The sequence below is a fragment of the Bdellovibrio sp. HCB337 genome, from assembly GCF_047302465.1.
Taxonomy (GTDB): domain Bacteria; phylum Bdellovibrionota; class Bdellovibrionia; order Bdellovibrionales; family Bdellovibrionaceae; genus JACMRP01.
The window spans coordinates 3,280,084-3,295,314 of the sequence record NZ_CP178621.1 but is presented as its reverse complement, the minus strand read 5'-3'; the positions used below and the strand labels follow the sequence as shown (position 1 = coordinate 3,295,314).

15 protein-coding genes are annotated in these 15,231 nt (G+C 45.9%); 10 read left to right on the top strand and 5 right to left on the bottom strand.

Annotated elements, in window-relative coordinates:
- Window positions 1-285: 285 nt before the first annotated feature.
- Window positions 286-1,488: a threonine ammonia-lyase gene (gene ilvA, locus ACLWBB_RS15910; protein ID WP_413288543.1), complete on the top strand. Its 1,203-nt coding sequence runs from the start codon at window positions 286-288 to the stop codon at window positions 1,486-1,488.
- 34 nt (window positions 1,489-1,522) lie between these two features.
- Here the strand turns inward: ilvA and ACLWBB_RS15905 are convergent, their stop codons facing one another.
- Both ACLWBB_RS15905 and ACLWBB_RS15900 read right to left on the bottom strand, forming a co-directional pair.
- Window positions 1,523-2,875: a hydantoinase B/oxoprolinase family protein gene (locus ACLWBB_RS15905; RefSeq protein ID WP_413288542.1), complete on the bottom strand. Its 1,353-nt coding sequence runs from the start codon at window positions 2,873-2,875 to the stop codon at window positions 1,523-1,525.
- The gene (locus tag ACLWBB_RS15900; RefSeq protein WP_413288541.1) at window positions 2,865-4,250 is read right to left on the bottom strand and encodes a hydantoinase/oxoprolinase N-terminal domain-containing protein; all 1,386 of its coding nucleotides are present in this window, start codon (window positions 4,248-4,250) and stop codon (window positions 2,865-2,867) included. The genes ACLWBB_RS15905 and ACLWBB_RS15900 overlap by 11 nt, the downstream gene beginning before the upstream one ends.
- A gap of 103 nt (window positions 4,251-4,353) precedes the next feature.
- Here ACLWBB_RS15900 and hisC point away from each other — a divergent pair, with 103 nt between their 5' ends.
- From hisC to ACLWBB_RS15880, 4 genes are all read left to right on the top strand, one after another.
- A complete protein-coding gene (gene hisC / locus ACLWBB_RS15895; protein WP_413288540.1) occupies window positions 4,354-5,475 on the top strand; it encodes a histidinol-phosphate transaminase in 1,122 nt (373 codons plus the stop codon).
- Window positions 5,476-5,499: 24 nt separating this feature from the next.
- Window positions 5,500-6,150, top strand: a complete 651-nt coding sequence (gene cmk, locus ACLWBB_RS15890; RefSeq protein ID WP_413288539.1) for a (d)CMP kinase — start codon at window positions 5,500-5,502, stop codon at window positions 6,148-6,150.
- A 138-nt stretch (window positions 6,151-6,288) separates the two neighbouring features.
- Window positions 6,289-7,023, top strand: coding sequence for a L,D-transpeptidase (locus tag ACLWBB_RS15885; protein WP_413288538.1), 735 nt, complete (start codon window positions 6,289-6,291; stop codon window positions 7,021-7,023).
- 44 nt (window positions 7,024-7,067) lie between these two features.
- The gene (locus ACLWBB_RS15880) at window positions 7,068-7,835 is read left to right on the top strand and encodes a nitroreductase family protein (protein WP_413288537.1); all 768 of its coding nucleotides are present in this window, start codon (window positions 7,068-7,070) and stop codon (window positions 7,833-7,835) included.
- On the opposite strand, the gene ACLWBB_RS15875 is transcribed toward ACLWBB_RS15880, so the two are convergent.
- The gene (locus ACLWBB_RS15875; RefSeq protein ID WP_413288536.1) at window positions 7,832-9,088 is read right to left on the bottom strand and encodes a hypothetical protein; all 1,257 of its coding nucleotides are present in this window, start codon (window positions 9,086-9,088) and stop codon (window positions 7,832-7,834) included. The genes ACLWBB_RS15880 and ACLWBB_RS15875 overlap by 4 nt on opposite strands.
- Before the next feature lie 213 nt (window positions 9,089-9,301).
- Between ACLWBB_RS15875 and ACLWBB_RS15870 the strand changes: the two genes are divergently transcribed.
- The 5 genes from ACLWBB_RS15870 (at window position 9,302) to ACLWBB_RS15850 (ending at window position 13,788) form a co-directional block, all read left to right on the top strand.
- Entirely contained in the window at window positions 9,302-11,098 is a 1,797-nt protein-coding gene (locus ACLWBB_RS15870; protein WP_413288535.1) for a 30S ribosomal protein S1, read from the top strand.
- 101 nt (window positions 11,099-11,199) lie between these two features.
- Entirely contained in the window at window positions 11,200-12,174 is a 975-nt protein-coding gene (gene sppA, locus ACLWBB_RS15865; RefSeq protein ID WP_413288534.1) for a signal peptide peptidase SppA, read from the top strand.
- A gap of 8 nt (window positions 12,175-12,182) precedes the next feature.
- Window positions 12,183-12,791, top strand: coding sequence for an HIT family protein (locus ACLWBB_RS15860; RefSeq protein ID WP_413288533.1), 609 nt, complete (start codon window positions 12,183-12,185; stop codon window positions 12,789-12,791).
- Between the two features lie 14 nt (window positions 12,792-12,805).
- The gene (locus tag ACLWBB_RS15855) at window positions 12,806-13,564 is read left to right on the top strand and encodes a rhomboid family intramembrane serine protease (RefSeq protein WP_413288532.1); all 759 of its coding nucleotides are present in this window, start codon (window positions 12,806-12,808) and stop codon (window positions 13,562-13,564) included.
- A 38-nt stretch (window positions 13,565-13,602) separates the two neighbouring features.
- Window positions 13,603-13,788 carry a hypothetical protein gene (locus ACLWBB_RS15850; RefSeq protein ID WP_413288531.1) on the top strand — a complete coding sequence of 62 codons (186 nt, stop codon included), beginning with the start codon at window positions 13,603-13,605 and terminating at the stop codon, window positions 13,786-13,788.
- Between the two features lie 80 nt (window positions 13,789-13,868).
- On the opposite strand, the gene ACLWBB_RS15845 is transcribed toward ACLWBB_RS15850, so the two are convergent.
- Window positions 13,869-14,459, bottom strand: a complete 591-nt coding sequence (locus tag ACLWBB_RS15845; protein WP_413288530.1) for a hypothetical protein — start codon at window positions 14,457-14,459, stop codon at window positions 13,869-13,871.
- Window positions 14,460-14,656: 197 nt separating this feature from the next.
- Window positions 14,657-15,214: a hypothetical protein gene (locus ACLWBB_RS15840; RefSeq protein WP_413288529.1), complete on the bottom strand. Its 558-nt coding sequence runs from the start codon at window positions 15,212-15,214 to the stop codon at window positions 14,657-14,659.
- Between the last annotated feature and the right edge of the window lie 17 nt (window positions 15,215-15,231).

The following is a 15,231-nucleotide window of genomic DNA, read 5'->3' as shown; positions in this document are numbered from 1 at the left end:
CCAAAGTCTGAAGCGCAATATCAGGTGGAGGTCAAAAACACTATGGAATCAAAAGTACATTACAGACGTTGTCACGTTTGCGGCACTACAAATGAAGCCTCTGGGCAATTGGTTACGACCTGCACTTGTTGTGGGAAGCACCTTGCACCCTTTCATTATTTCGATGAAAGTATCTTCATGGGATTACCCCTCCGAAAAGAGTCGAAATCCAGTGAGGAATCCATTCTTCCCTATAAATCCTATCCACCGATTTGGGGACTGACGGCGTACTGGTAGAAAGTGTTTATGAAAGTCACGATCGAGGAAATTCGCAAAGCGCGTGAAACGTTAAAAAATATCTCTAAGACAACGGAAGTGGATCACTCGATAAGTGCTAGCAGACTTCTTGGTTCTGATGTTTACCTTAAATTTGAAAATACTCAGCGCACGGGCAGTTTCAAGATCCGTGGTGCCTACAATAAAATCATTAATCTGACTAACGAAGAAAAAAAACGCGGAGTGGTCGCAAGCTCTGCCGGCAATCACGCACAAGGGGTTGCCTTGAGTGCTGCGTTGGCAGGAGTGAAAGCCACCATCGTGATGCCCGAGAACGCACCACTGACAAAGGTGAATGCGACTCGTGGCTATGGCGCGGAGGTCATTTTAAAGGGCGAGATCTATGACGATGCCTACGAGCATGCTCGTCACTTAGAAAAAACGGAAGGTTATGTTTTCGTTCATCCCTATGAAGATGCTCACATCATTGCAGGCCAAGGCACTATTGGCTTAGAGCTGCACGAGCAAATACCGGATCTTGATACAGTCATTATTCCCATTGGTGGCGGTGGACTGATCAGTGGTATTTCTACGGCATTAAAAACGCTCAACCCCAAAATCAAAATCATCGGTGTACAATCTGATCAAGCACCAGGCATGTCGCAGCTTTTTCATAAGCAATCGCCAGAGCCAAGAAAAAGAATCTCGACAATTGCCGATGGTATTGCGATTAAGCATCCATCCCAAATCGTCTATGATAGCTTCATTGCAAAAAACGTCGATGAAGTTGTCACGGTGACGGATGACGAGCTCGCAGAAGCAATTGTGTTCTTATTAGAACGCGCAAAAACCATGACGGAAGGCTCAGGCGCAGCAGCAATGGCAGCAGCGATGAATCGCAAACTGAAGCTAGGTAAAAAAACGTGCATCATCTTGAGCGGTGGCAACGTAGACTTAAACGTCATTTCAAAGATCATCGAAAAAGGTCAAACTAAACGCGGAAGACTAGCTGAATTGTCAGTGGTCGTAGATGATCTTCCAGGAAATCTAAACCGCCTGACAAAAGCGATTGCAGAGCAAAAAGCAAATATCCTAGAGGTGCACCACGATCGTATCTCTCAGGGGCTCTTCTTGCGCGAAACAAGAATCGAGTTCGTTCTAGAGACCAGCAGTCCAGAACACATCGAGAAGATCAAGCAGGCGCTGATCGCAGCTGGCGGTAAAATCTTGTAAATAAGAGAAGGGGGATTCCCCTTCTTATCATGAATTAATTCTGAGCGAATGAGCCGTGAATATCTACACGCAGGCGCGTGCCGGGCAATAGGTCCGTGCTGCCTTGAGAAGGAAGCGGGATCCATTCGCCTTTGTCGTTCAGGCTTTCAATCTTTGTTGGCGTTGGTGTTTTCATCCCACGAGGTGGACGAATCGTATTCACAGTGAAGTCGGTCAACCAGCGAATCTGACAAGCGGCTAGAGTTTTAAACTCTAATGCGAAATGCATATTCTCTTGGGTTTTTTCCATCTTCAAGATCTGCACTGGATACTTAGCTTCGATGTTTTCAACAGAAACACTTTCACAGCAAGCTTTTGCAGACCAGTGGCTTAACCAATGACCGCCTTGAGTAAAGGCCATTTCAATCTTGATGTCGTTCTCTGCAAAAAGGGGATTCGTATTTTTCACGATCTGGTGCAAAGCCATATTCATTGCCATTTGGACGGCGGCGACGCCGACATGGAAGCCCTGATGAGTCGACGATGGATATTTGGCGTTCAGAAAACATCCCAAAGGTTTCGTCACTTGCAGAACCGAGAAGCTTCCAGTGGTTTTAAAGCAAGTAAGACCATAGAAGCTGGCCAAAGCAGCATAACAGGCGCCGAAAGTTGCAAGATCTGGAAGATGGGTTTTAAATCCAGGGCTGCTGCCGCTGAAATCCGCTTTCACCAGGCCATTATGAACTTCTAAATGCAATTTCAAAACTTCGCCGCTATCAAGACGTACTTCCGCGCGGCTTTCGCCTTGGGCTTTCTCTTGAATTTTATCGGCAGAGTACTTTTGCGAGAAGCTGATGAATTTTTTAATTTCGTTTGAGGTGAGTGAGAATTTGCAGTTCTTCTCAAGAGCCATCCACTTTTTGTGAAGGTCGCCCAATTCAGCCACTGTATTTTGCAACCACGCTTTGAAGCCTTGTGGGCAAAGCGGATGCATAGACATGGCTTCAATAATTGGCGTCACCAATTGACCGCCTTGGAAGATCGGAGTCGGCGGAATACGCAAACCTTCATCATCCAATTTCGCACTGATATTCAGACCCGGAGCAAACTCGCGGCGTACGCACAAAAGAAGCCCAGGGTGAGTGCCTTCCGCAGAAGTCAGTGGCATCAAGAAGCTATAACGGTGCAGAAAGCTGCCACCACTATAAGAGTCATTGGTGATGAGGATTTCACCTGGCTTCAAAGAAATGTATTTCAGAGAGTTTTCAGTCAAGTATTTGAAGCCGGTGACTTCAAAACCAAGATCCGATTTCGCATGAAGGATATCGCCTTCGCGAGAAATTAGCGCCGCACTTTTTTCGTTCTTCAGATAAAGATCTACAACTTCGAAAATCCAGCTAGATAACATGTGCGGACCCCTGATTCAGCAAAAGAGAAGTTTCAGTTTCCGGAAGCAGTTCCAGTTGGAATTGAGGAAGACGTTTTTTAAGCTCGCTGACAAACAACGGGGCTAAAGCGCCAAGGCAATAGATTTTCTTATTCTCAGCGCGGAGAGTGATTTCCATACCGAGCTTTTGCATTGCGAGATTTTGCAAACTGGTAAGAAGTTTTGCCTCAGAGTCGTATTGTTGATTCGAGGTTTTATTCAAAGCCCAGAGCTGGTTTTTAAACTTTTGCAACCCCTGAGGAGAGCGTCGGTCTGCGACGCCTTTAAGATCAGCTGTATTTTCTGACCACAAATCCAAGAAGGTTGGAACTTGCCCGCGCCCCATAAACATAGGACCTGGCTCGTAGCCGAGAGCGTTTTTAGAGAATGCAAGCTCGCCCCAAGCGTCTATTTCGATGGATGTCGTTGGTTGCAAAGACAAAACCTGATTCTGAACTTGCGGCGCATGAATCACGCCCCAAGGACTATTCCACACTTGGTTTTGTTTTAGCGGATTTAGCAAATTAAACTGTTCAAGGCCCAAATAAAGGACATCAAACTTTTCAGACGCGTGTTTTTTTCTGAGCGCTTGAGTCCAAATACCGAAAGCTCCCCAAAGAGAACTCAGGCGTTGGTGGTTTTCGCGATCAAATAGAGTGCCGTCTGCTGCATAGAAAGAAGCTCTTTGTCCTTCGGGCAGAAAAGCTTTCAATCCTTCATTGAGTTCGTCTTGGACTTCGGCAAAAGTTCCGCTGAGAGAAGCATTCAGAATGTTTTTTCTCCACTCGGACACTTCATCGGCATTTTCGGCAGTCACGGTTGGAGTGAAGACTTCGAAGTTTTCCTTCAGAAGTGCTTCTTTCATCTTGTTTTGATTATGCGGATTTTTAGAAGCGTTCAAAAAGTGAATACAAACACGCTTTGCTTGTTTTTGACGGAGTTTTTCAAGGGTCTCTGTCACTTCTGCATCTGAAAGCTCTGTTTCCAAGATGCCGTCAGCACTGCAACGCTCGTCGATAGCAAACAAAAGATCGACCGAAGAGAGTGGTCCTACCTTTAGATTGGTTGGTTGACGCATTCCCGGCCAGTTTTCAAAACCTTTTGTGGTCAAGGTAGCAACGCTACCACCCAGGCGATAGGCAAAGATTTTTTCGACAAAGCGCGAAGCCACATAGGCTTTTTGCACTTGAGCCACGCCAGCTTCTTGGAAAAACTTTTGGAGGCCACTTTTAAAGCCTTCTTTTCCTAAATACCAACGATTGAAGTGAATTGATTTTTGATTATGGGACAGGTGAGCTTCTACGAAAGATTCACCTACGTAGAGAGATAGAATAACATCCGTTTCCGCTTGAGCCATGGGTCCTTGAATATCTGCGCAATTGTTGTTAAAGCTAAGTTGTAAATTTCAAGTTCAATATAACTAAAACGAACCTTAAAAGGTAGTCCGAAAGGGGCCCCCTGTGAAAGTTTCACCGGAAATTGTCAGCCTGATTCCATACAAACCAGGGAAACCAATCTCAGAAACTCAGCGAGAATACGGACTTACGAAAGTTATTAAACTAGCCAGCAACGAAAATCCCCTCGGCCCAAGTCCCAAGGCAATTGCTGCAATCAAGAATCTTTTACAGCAATTACATCGTTATCCAGATCCAACGGCCTACGACCTTTTGCAGACTCTTTCTAAAAAGTGGAACTTCCCGGTTCAACAATTAGGACTTGGGAATGGGTCTGATGAGTTGATCGATATCTTGGTGCGCATCTATTGTGAGCCCGGAGACGGGGTTTTGACGTCTCAATCGGCGTTCTCGGCTTACGAGATCAGTGCTCAGGCAAATCGCGCGAAAGTGCATATTGTTCCGTATACTTCGGACTATAAATTTGATCTTAAAGCGATGGGTGACTACTTCTTTGCTCATCCAGAAGCCAAGATCCGCTTGATTTTCATAGCGAATCCCAACAATCCAACTGGTACTTATGCACCTCGTGCGGAAGTTGAAGCGTTCCTGTCCCGTCTAGGAAACAGAGAGGACGTTTTGATCGTCTTTGACGAAGCTTACAATGAATTCGTGCGCGCGAAGGATTACGCAAACGCCGATGAGTTTATTCGTAAGTACAAAAATGTGATCGCTCTTCGTACCTTTTCTAAAATCTTTGGTTTGGCAGGATTGCGTCTAGGTGGCATGGTGGCTCCACCAGAAGTTATCGAGATTTTTAATCGCGTGCGCAAACCATTTAATGTCAATGATTTAGCGCAAGTCGCAGCTGTTGCCGCTTTGCAGGATTCTGAATTCATTGCAGCATCGCAACAGATTGTGTGGAAAGGACTTGATTACTTCTACGAGAAGTTACAGAAAATGGGACTGCCTTATATAGAATCCCAAGGTAATTTCGTGATGTTCGATACACTTCGTGATGCGGCTCAAGTAAATGAAGCTTTGTTACGTAAGGGGATTATCATGAGACCTATCAAGAACTACGGCTTTGCGACTCATTTGCGTTTGAGCGTAGGACTTGAAGAGGAAAATCTAGCGGCAATGACAGCGTTGGAAGAAGTTTTAAAAACGATTCCACAAGCGAAATAGATATTATTTAGGAATGAAATGGGAATGGTAATTACAATCGACGGACCCGCAGCATCAGGTAAATCTACAGTCAGCCGTGAGTTGGCAAATCGCCTTGGTTGGCAGTGGGTTTCTACAGGCGCATTTTATCGTGGTTTGGGCTATGCGGCTCTTCGTTTGAAGATGGATATTTCCGATGTAAAAGCGTTGACTGAGCTTGCTCATTCTTCTGAATGGAGAGTTGTCATGGGTGCAAACCGCACTCAAGTATTCTTCCAAAATGAAGAAGTGACTGATGATATCGGGCGTGAAGATGTCGGTAATATTGCCAGCAAAATTTCCCACTATCCTGAAGTTCGTAAAGCTCTTCTTGAGGCGCAACGTAATTGCAGCGCTGGTCCTCAAGGTCTGGTCGCCGAAGGCCGTGATTGTGGTACCGTCGTGTTCCCACAGGCCGAAGCAAAAATTTATCTAACAGCTTCTAGCGAACACCGTGCTGCTCGTCGTGCGGCAGAATTGGGTTTGGATCAAGGCGAAACCCAAGAAGCGCAAAAGCAACGTGACAAGCAAGACTCTACTCGTAAAGCAGCTCCTTTGCAGGTTCCAGAGAATGCCTTTGTTGTGGACACAACGGACATGGGTTTGGACGAAGTGGTGAACAAGGTGGAAAGCTTTGTTCGTACGAAGTTGAACTAAGACGGGCATTAAGTCATTTTGTCACCATTAACGCATTCCAAAAACGGAATGATCAATTAGACGGAAACGTCACAAATAAGTTGCAAGAAATTCACAAGCCTAGTTAGCTTTCCTCGTGGTCATCCACGGAGGCTTTCTATGCGTTTTCTTCTTGTTGTTCTATCTCTTGTTGCTATCACCGCTTGTGCTCCTGAGGCTAAAAACCTAACTTCACAGCCAGAATCCCTGATGGACGTTGCTTCTCCTGAAGAAGTTGCAGAAGAACTTGGTCTCAGTGAAGAGCCTTCCGAGGAAGTTTCTGCGCCTGAATTGAACATGACTCCGATGAGTCTTGAGCAACACAATCGTTTAGCGAAAATCGATCTTACACAGCACTTTCCAGTCGTCATTCTTGTGAACAAAGCGACAAAAGGCCCCAGCGCGCAAACGATGAAAGTCTATCATCGTGGCGAGCTGGTTTATCAGTTCTTGGTTTCTACGGGCCGTGAAAAAGACGAACTTGCTAAAAGCGGCCGTCGTTATTTCTCAACAACTCCTGTGGGTTGGTTTGCACCGACAAAAACCTACGAAAAATACTTCTCTAATACATGGCAAGCGTGGATGAACTACTCTGTGTTCTTTATCGGTGGTATTGCGACTCATGCAACAACGCCTGATCATTACAAAGAACTGGGTACACGCGCTTCTGGCGGTTGCGTACGTTTGACCGAGAAGAATGCCAAAATCGTCTATGATTTGATCCTTAGCGAAGACAAAGGCGAAGTGCCGGTTTTCACTCGTGACGGCTCTATCAAGACAGGCTTGTTCGGCAAGATCAAAACTCAAGAATCTTGGAATACTCTGATTATTGTCGAAGACAACCCGAAAGAGTAGCTACCACTACCAACTTCCGCTAGAGTTGCTAGCGGGAGATCTCCATGAGCGATAGTATTTTTAAAGAACCCGTAAATATGCCTTATTCAGAGTCGGCTGCTGATTGCAACTTTGGTGAGTTTTCCAAAGTGATCGAGAGCCGCCGTTCTGTGCGCGTTTATACTCAAGAAGCCGTGCCAGATGACGTTGTCGAGAAGTGCTTGGACATTGCCTTGCTTGCACCAAATTCCTCTAATTTACAGCCTTGGGAGTTTTACTGGGTGAAGTCTCCGGAGAACCTCCGCAAACTTCAGCAATATTGCCTGGATCAACCCGCTGCCAGGACCTCGTCGACTTTGATTGTCTGTGTGGCAAGACCCGATAGATGGCCTTTAGGGCAAAAAATTAATCTCGATTATTTTGAAACGCAGCCGGCACCTCCGAAGAGTGTGATGGCTTACTATCAGAAGTTGGTGCCTTTCGTTTATGGCAATGGACCCGGGCATATTCTCGGTCCTTTCAAAACATTGGTCGCCCATGTCTTGGGACTCTTCCGCGTGATTCCGCGCGGACCTTACGGCAAAGCTGGTAATATCCTTTGGGCGACAAAAACTACGGCATTGGCTTGTGAAAACCTGATGCTGGCATTCCGCGCGGCAGGCTATGACACGTGTCCAATGGAAGGCTTCGATGAAGTCCGCGTGAAGAAACTTTTAGGATTACCGCGAAGCTGTGCCGTCACCATGGTGATTAGTGCAGGCAAACGAGCCCCCAACGGTGTGTACGGCCCACGCATTCGCGGTGAGAAAACGCACTTCGTTCACAAGATTTAGTCTAAGAACCTCTCGGCCCGCTGCAGGGCCATTGCTGCCAGTGCCGTGGTGTAGGGTGTGGATCTCCAGACAACAGAGAATCGTGCTTGTGCAACGGCTGAGAAGAACACCTGCCCTCGCCAATTCAAATGCCCATCACGATTGCGGCGTGAGTGCGCTAAGAGATAATTCACAGCTTTGTGAACGCGTTTTCGGTGCACCGAATTTTGTGAATCTCCTAAAAGTAGCAAAGAGTTTAATGCGGCTACCGTTGCCTGAATGCGATCCGGTCGTGCCGGAGGTGCATTCATCCACGAACCGTCTTGGGATTGGGTCTCGAGTAAATAACGAAGCACCGTGGGCTCTTCGCTGGCAGTGCAAGACGCTTTCATCTGTTTGAGTTCACCCACACTCATCGCCAGCATAAAGTCATTGGGATAATAAATCCCGCAGCGCCCGTACTCGGAATGCCGAATGGACTTTTTCAGAAACTCACAGGACTCTTTGTAGCCGGGAATTTCGTCGCGCTGAATACGGGTCAGAAGTTTCAAAACGTTGGCGTTCACAATGCAATCGACGTCATTAGTGCCAAAGGGAATGCGCGGTCCCAGCTCGGGCTGCCAAAAACGATGAGGCATGTCCGGATCTTTTTCATCCATCAGCCAAGTCATGAAAGCTCCGGTGTTCACATTGCCGGAGCGACGGTTGTAGGAATGGGGCTTGCGATCGACATCGCGAATTCTTGCGAAAGTTTGCACCACCGTTTCAGGCACAGGGCCGCGCAGAACCCAATAAGTCACCGATGTGCTATCTGCATCCGGAGGAATGTGCGCGAGCCCCCGAAAGTAAGGGGCCAAAAACATCGATCGAGGCCCCCGTACCCAAGCGCCATTTCTTTTGCGTGGAGGATAAAAGTTAAAGAAGGGCTCCATGTAGAAAGGTGCAAAGCCATCAATCGCCTTTTCCACCATGGGGCCGATTTGGCGTAAAGTGGGGTCGGAGTCCTGCATTTCCTGTAAAACGCCAACAATACTGGCCGTCGTAAAAATCGTGGCTTCGGGGTAGGGTTTGCCCCAAGCTCCCACGCCGACCATGCTTGGCAGCAGTATCGCCGTGACCTCAGTGGCCCATTGCCCGGGTTCGTAGTCGCCAGAGCGGGTTGCTTGAGTACTCTCTAAGTACTTGAGTGCAGAGAGTATTTCGGGTTGGTAGGTACGAGCATGGCAAAGGCCACACCCCAAAAGCAGGCTTAAGAGGCTTATGTAAAACTTCATAGGGCTGTTGTTTACCTGAGTGCTGTGAAGTCCCTAGGAAAGACTTTGGAATCTTCCCCACAACGCGAGGCTTCACTTTCCGCATTGACTCAGTGAATTCGGGCCTATACAACCATTCTTCATAAATTAAACGGGTAGGACCCGGCGAAGCCTTTTAACACCCAGGGCCAGCCACTTAGAGGACCTATTACGTGGGAGGTACATATTATTACTATGGGGAAACAATTAAACAAAGCCGCTCAAGAAAAGCAGAAAGTTCTAGCTTTCTTGGACGCAGAAGATTCCAAAGTAGCATCCAATCCTGGTATCTACGGAAACACTGACAAAAGCGAATTCACTTCGATCTTCGAAGCATCAGTGAAAGATCAAGACTTCAAAATCGGTGACGTTGTCAGCGGTAAAGTTGTCGAAGTTCAATCTGATTACGTTCTTGTCGACATCAATTATAAGTCTGAAGGACTTATTGCAATCAACGAATTCCGCGTTGTTGACGGCGTACGTGAAGTAAAAGCTGGCGACACTGTAGAAGTATTGATTGATCGTATCGAAAACGAAAACGGTATGATCGTTCTTTCTAAAGATAAAGCAGATATGCTTCGTGCATGGTCTGATATCTCTAAAGCTGCAGAGAACGAAGAAGTTATCGAAGGTACCGTCGTTGCTAAAGTCAAAGGTGGCTTGAGCGTCGATATCGGTGTTAAAGCTTTCTTGCCTGGTTCACAAATCGATTTGCGTCCTGTTCGTAACATGGACATCTACATCGGCAAGAAGTACAAATTCAAAGTTATCAAGTTCAATAAAAAACGTGGCAACATCGTTCTTTCTCGCCGCGCTCTTCTTGAAGAAGAACGTGACAGTCTCAGAGCAGAAACTCTTGATACTATGAAAGAAGGTTCTATCGTTACTGGTCTTGTTAAGAACATCACTGATTACGGTGCGTTCATTGACTTGGGCGGTATGGACGGTCTTCTTCACATCACTGACATGTCTTGGGGCCGCGTAAAGCACCCTTCAGAATTGTTGAAAGTGGGCGACGAAATCCAAGTAAAAGTATTGAAATACGACCAGGAAAAAGAGCGCGTGTCTTTGGGCATGAAGCAATTGCATCCTGATCCTTGGGAATCTGTAAAAGCATCTTACCCTCCAGGCACTAAGCTTAAAGGTAAAGTTGTTTCATTGGCTGAATACGGCGCATTCGTAGAACTTGGTGAAGGCATCGAAGGTCTTATCCACGTTTCTGAAATGTCTTGGACTAAACGCGTGAAACATCCATCTCAAGTTGTAACGGTTGATCAAGAAGTTGAAGTTGTAGTTCTTGAAGTAGACACTGAAAACCGTCGCATCAGCTTGGGTATGAAACAGCTTCAAGCTAATCCATGGGTTGAGTTGAAAGAATCTTACCAACCAGGAACAATCATTGAAGGTGAAGTTAAGTCTGTTACTGATTTCGGTATCTTCATCGGTATCGAAGAAGGCATCGACGGCCTTGTTCACATCTCTGACTTCTCTTGGACAAAACGTGTAAATCACCCGAACGAACTTTATGCTAAAGGGCAAAAAGTACGCGCGGTTGTTTTGGGCGTAGACATCGAGAACGAAAGATTCTCTTTGGGTATCAAACAGCTTGAGTCTGACCCTTGGTCAAACATCGAGAACAAATACGCTATCGGTACACAACACGATGTTAAAGTAACTAAGATCGCTGATTTTGGTGCTTTCGTTGAGCTTGAGTCTGATATCGAAGGTTTGATCCACATTTCTGAACTTACAACTGACAAAATCAACACAACTGAAGATTTTGTTAAGCCAGGTACAGTTTTGAAAGCGGAAGTAATCTCTATTGATAAAGACGCTCGTAAGATCGGTCTTTCTTCAAAATTGATCAAACTTCGTGAATCAAAAGCTGACGTTGAAGATTATGTGAAGAAAGCAACTGCTACTTCTAAATCTACACTCGGTGATTTGTTCGCAGATCAGCTTAAAAACATGAAAACTGACGGCAAAAACTAATTAATCGTTAGTTCGTTAGTGCGCGATGCGCAAAAAAGAGGGAGTCTCATAGACTCCCTTTTTTTTTGGCTGTTAAGATTGAAATTCTTAACGGAGTCGCCATGAAAAATCCTTTCGTACGTTTTATTGTCGTTGTTCTTGTTATTGTGGGCCTGGTTAGCATCGTAAAATGGACCAGTGATAAAGTTGGCGAGAGCGCCGATGAAACCACAGCGTTCGTGACCAAAAACAGCATCCTTCAGTTGGACCTTGAAGGTGTCATCATGAACGGCAAAAAATTCCTTAAGAAACTCAAAAAATACAAAGACGAAGATAAGATCAAAGCGATCGTAATCAACATCAACTCTCCGGGCGGAGCGGTTGGTCCTTCTCAAGAAATCTACGAAGCAATCAAGGCAGTGAAGGCTGAAACTAAAAAGCCGATCATTTGTTCTTCTTCGGGCTTGCTTGCGAGTGGTGCGTATTACTCTGCAGTGGCTTGTGATAAGATCGTTGTTGCTCCAGGCGCCTTGGTCGGATCAATCGGTGTCATCATGGAGTTTGCAAATCTTGAAAAACTTTATGACTGGGCAAAGATCTCTCGCTTCTCGATCACTTCTGGAAAATTCAAAGACTCTGGTGCCGAGTATCGCCAAATGAGACCCGAAGAAAAAGCTTTGTTCCAAGATTTGATCAACGATGTGTATGGTCAGTTCAAGCAAGCTGTGATGGATGGTCGCGGTTTGAAGGACGATGTCGTTAGCACTTATGCTGATGGTCGCGTGATGACGGGCGCTCAAGCGGTAAAACTTGGTTTTGCCGATCAGCTTGGAACGTTGGAAGATGCTGTGAAGTTGGCGGCGCAAACTGCGAACTTAGGAACCGATTATAAACTCTTTGAAGCACCAAAAAGAAAACCAAGCTTCTGGGATCTTCTCGAGCAACAAGATGAAGACGATCTTAACAGCGCAGAAGAGACCGTGAAGTTTTTCACTTCTAAAGGTGCTGATAAGGCCGTTGAAACATCTTTGCGTAAAGTATTCCGCGCTCAGTATCTGAATCAACCAATGATGATCATGCCTGGATTTTGGGAATAGAGGATCTTTTGGCGAAAAAGAAGACAGCTTCGAAGAGCAAAAAAGCCACTAAGACCAAAAAGGCCTCTAAACCGGAGCTTTTTTTAAAAGTTACCGACGCTCTTCATAGCGAAGTCTGGCCGATGGAACGGGACGTCCTCTTTAGACCGGATCGCTTTAAATATGTTCGCAAGTTAGTAAAGCCCGAGGGCTGTGTCTTTTGTAATGCCGCTAAAAATGAAGAGTCGTTTGATACACTTTGTATTTATAAATCTAAACACTCTATGGTGGTGTTAAATAAATTTCCGTACAATAGCGGCCATTTATTGGTGATCCCGCTAAAGCATGAAGGTGATCTTTTGTCGCTCAGCAAAGACGCGCACTACGATCTTCATGATACTCTTCGTTTGGCGATGAAGGTTCTGCAAGATGCCTATCAGCCGGGTGGGGTGAACGTCGGGCTTAATCATGGGGCTGCCGCCGGTGCGGGAATTCCTGAGCATCTGCACTATCATGTCATTCCGCGCTGGGCGGGGGATCTTAACTTTTTTCCTTTGATTGCCGAGACCAAAGTCGTTGTTGAAAGTCTGGAGCAGACGTACGATCGACTTTTAGGGTATTTTAGAAAGGCACGATAACAAGGGAGTTTTCTGTGAATCGTGGACCTCAAGTGAGCATGGCCCTTCCGTTGACGCCGATGGTGAAGTGGCTTCTTATTGTGAATGTTGGTATCTGGCTTGTCTTCCAAGTTTTGGTCGAAGGCTTTTTCAAAGTTCCTTTCACAAACTTTCTAAGTCTTGTTCCAGCTCGAGTGATTTTTGAATTCCGTGTGTGGGAGCTTTTCACCTACATGTTCCTGCACTCGATGCAGTTGACTCATATCCTATTCAACATGCTGATGTTGTGGTTCTTTGGGGCCGAGCTTGAGCAACGTTGGGGCGGAAAGTACTTCTTGTTCTTCTATCTCTTTACGGGGATAGGGGCAGCGGTCATTTATTGCTTGGGCATGGGTGTTTACGCTGCAGCGACGGGCTCGCAAGCAGGATTGATGATTCCGGTGCTTGGCGCCTCTGGAGCCGTCTTTGGCTTGATGCTGGCTCAAGGGATCTTGTTCGGCGAGCGCATTATCTATTTCTTTATGCTGTTCCCAATGAAAATGCGTTACTTCGTGATGATCATGGGGGCTGTTCAGATCGGCTCTATGCTGACTTCAGGCGTCAGTGGCGGGGAAGTGGCTTATTTGGCCCATCTTGGTGGTTTGGCTTCGGGATATGTTGCCTTGTTGCTTATGAGCCGTTGGAAGAACTACGAGAACTTTAAAAAGAGCAAGAAAAAGGGTCGTAACCTCCGTCTGGTAGTGGATAATGAAAATCCGAAAAAATCGGATAATGGTCCTAGATATTGGAACTAATTTCTTATATATAATTGCTCATTAATAAGGAGCCACTCATGTCTTTAGATAAAGCGATGAAGAATCTGAAGTTCGATAAACGTTTGACCGAATGGTACATCAACAACGGTCAGTTGACTCGCGAAGAGCTTGAAGCTCACTTGAAATCTCTTCCAGATATGGGCCACAACGTAGAGCTTTCTAGCTCTGACGATGACACTCACGACGAGACCCAAGAGCACTAGTCTCTAAAACAGAGTTTTAAGAATAAAAAAGCCTCGGTCTCCCGAGGCTTTTTTATTTTAATGCGATGATCGCAACCACATTATTTCCACGGAAAGTTCGAGTTTCCGCCCCAGACGATTTGTGGGATGACGGCCCCTCTTTTTCCAGCGGTCAGGCGTAGGCGCCAAGTTCCGCGCTCGAGTCGGTTGATGTAGCCATATGGAAGGCTTCCATAGCCAGGTCTCAAGTCTTCGTTTTGTAAGAGCTGATTCGTAGGCCAGTGGTTGCTGATACGATTGTAGTAATGAAGGTCAATCACTTGGCCGGAAGGACTGATTATTTGTCCTTTTAAATCACCGCGAAAGAAAACCATAGCTGTGTACTCAATCCCCGAGAATGTGAGTCCGTCTGCATTGCAAATCGTCTGAGTAAACTCGACAGATTGTCCTTTTGCGAGTGCGCCTGAGGCATGAATAAATTGAGCATAGTTAAGACCTGCAGAACCAATATTAGCAAGTTGCAGATCTGTTGGTAGGCAGCCAAATTGTTTTATTGCTGATTCAGATTCCGCTGAAAAATACTCAACGTATCCGCTAAACCCTGGCGCTATACTGCTTGCTTGCGCCAAGACCTTTTGTGAGAACAAGGATGTCATGGCTAAAATGAGCACCTTAGAAATAAGTCGTTTCATTGGCCCCTCCCCCGATTGAGTGTCATTAAGGGGAAGACGTTGGCAGAGACTTGTTCGTTTCAAGAAATAGGATTTTGTTTTTGGTTTAATTTGCAGCTTTTTTAGTAGCAACACATTCACAAGGCGTGTGGTTGAGGCCAAAAAAAATCCGGATGCTTATGGCTCCGGATTCAAGTCTCAATTCAAAACAAATTTACTTAGTAGCAGCGGCTGCTATGAGAGATAAAAACGGCTTCGCCTGAAGAGATTTTCACGAAGACCATCGCTGTCATCCAGCCAGTCTCGGTATCCAAATAGTCACCAAAGAAGAAGTAGTGATCTTTAGCCGGTTGAATGGCGCTATAAATCTCTTTAGTGAATTCTTCGACGTTTTTAACATCATAAGACAACATGCTTCTGTCAGCGAGGATCGTAACCTTCAAGCGAAGATCGCTGTATCTCATCGGAGCAGGGAAGAGCTTGATGTCTTCGTCAAGATTGATGGTCCCTAATTCAGTGGCAATGCCATGAATCCAAAGCTGCATGTTTTCAGCGCTACGATACCCTGTAGGGCCTTTGAAAGTAATGACATCGCCACAAGATCCTTCTTCTTTAGAAAGCCCTTCCAAGCGAACCATGTCAGTCGCAACTGTTTGCAGGCGAAGAAGTTCCTTGCTTTGGATTTCTTGGGCATGAACACCAATGTAGTCGTTAATGTTACCAGCATGAGCCTGAAAGCCTAGAGCCGTCAGTAAAAGAGCCGCAACGAATTTCATAAATCCTCCCAGTGGGT

Bases quoted from the DNA above. Each gene is read 5' to 3' on its own strand.
- ACLWBB_RS15880 (WP_413288537.1), top strand. From the start codon at position 7,068: ATGAGCGATAGTATTTTTAAAGAACCCGTAAATATGCCTTATTCAGAG.
- ACLWBB_RS15875 (WP_413288536.1), bottom strand. From the start codon at position 9,088: ATGAAGTTTTACATAAGCCTCTTAAGCCTGCTTTTGGGGTGTGGCCTT.
- cmk (WP_413288539.1), top strand. From the start codon at position 5,500: ATGGTAATTACAATCGACGGACCCGCAGCATCAGGTAAATCTACAGTC.
- sppA (WP_413288534.1), top strand. From the start codon at position 11,200: ATGAAAAATCCTTTCGTACGTTTTATTGTCGTTGTTCTTGTTATTGTG.
- ACLWBB_RS15900 (WP_413288541.1), bottom strand. From the start codon at position 4,250: ATGGCTCAAGCGGAAACGGATGTTATTCTATCTCTCTACGTAGGTGAA.
- ACLWBB_RS15840 (WP_413288529.1), bottom strand. From the start codon at position 15,214: ATGAAATTCGTTGCGGCTCTTTTACTGACGGCTCTAGGCTTTCAGGCT.
- ACLWBB_RS15850 (WP_413288531.1), top strand. From the start codon at position 13,603: ATGTCTTTAGATAAAGCGATGAAGAATCTGAAGTTCGATAAACGTTTG.
- ACLWBB_RS15905 (WP_413288542.1), bottom strand. From the start codon at position 2,875: ATGTTATCTAGCTGGATTTTCGAAGTTGTAGATCTTTATCTGAAGAAC.
- ACLWBB_RS15870 (WP_413288535.1), top strand. From the start codon at position 9,302: ATGGGGAAACAATTAAACAAAGCCGCTCAAGAAAAGCAGAAAGTTCTA.
- ilvA (WP_413288543.1), top strand. From the start codon at position 286: ATGAAAGTCACGATCGAGGAAATTCGCAAAGCGCGTGAAACGTTAAAA.
- ACLWBB_RS15845 (WP_413288530.1), bottom strand. From the start codon at position 14,459: ATGAAACGACTTATTTCTAAGGTGCTCATTTTAGCCATGACATCCTTG.
- ACLWBB_RS15885 (WP_413288538.1), top strand. From the start codon at position 6,289: ATGCGTTTTCTTCTTGTTGTTCTATCTCTTGTTGCTATCACCGCTTGT.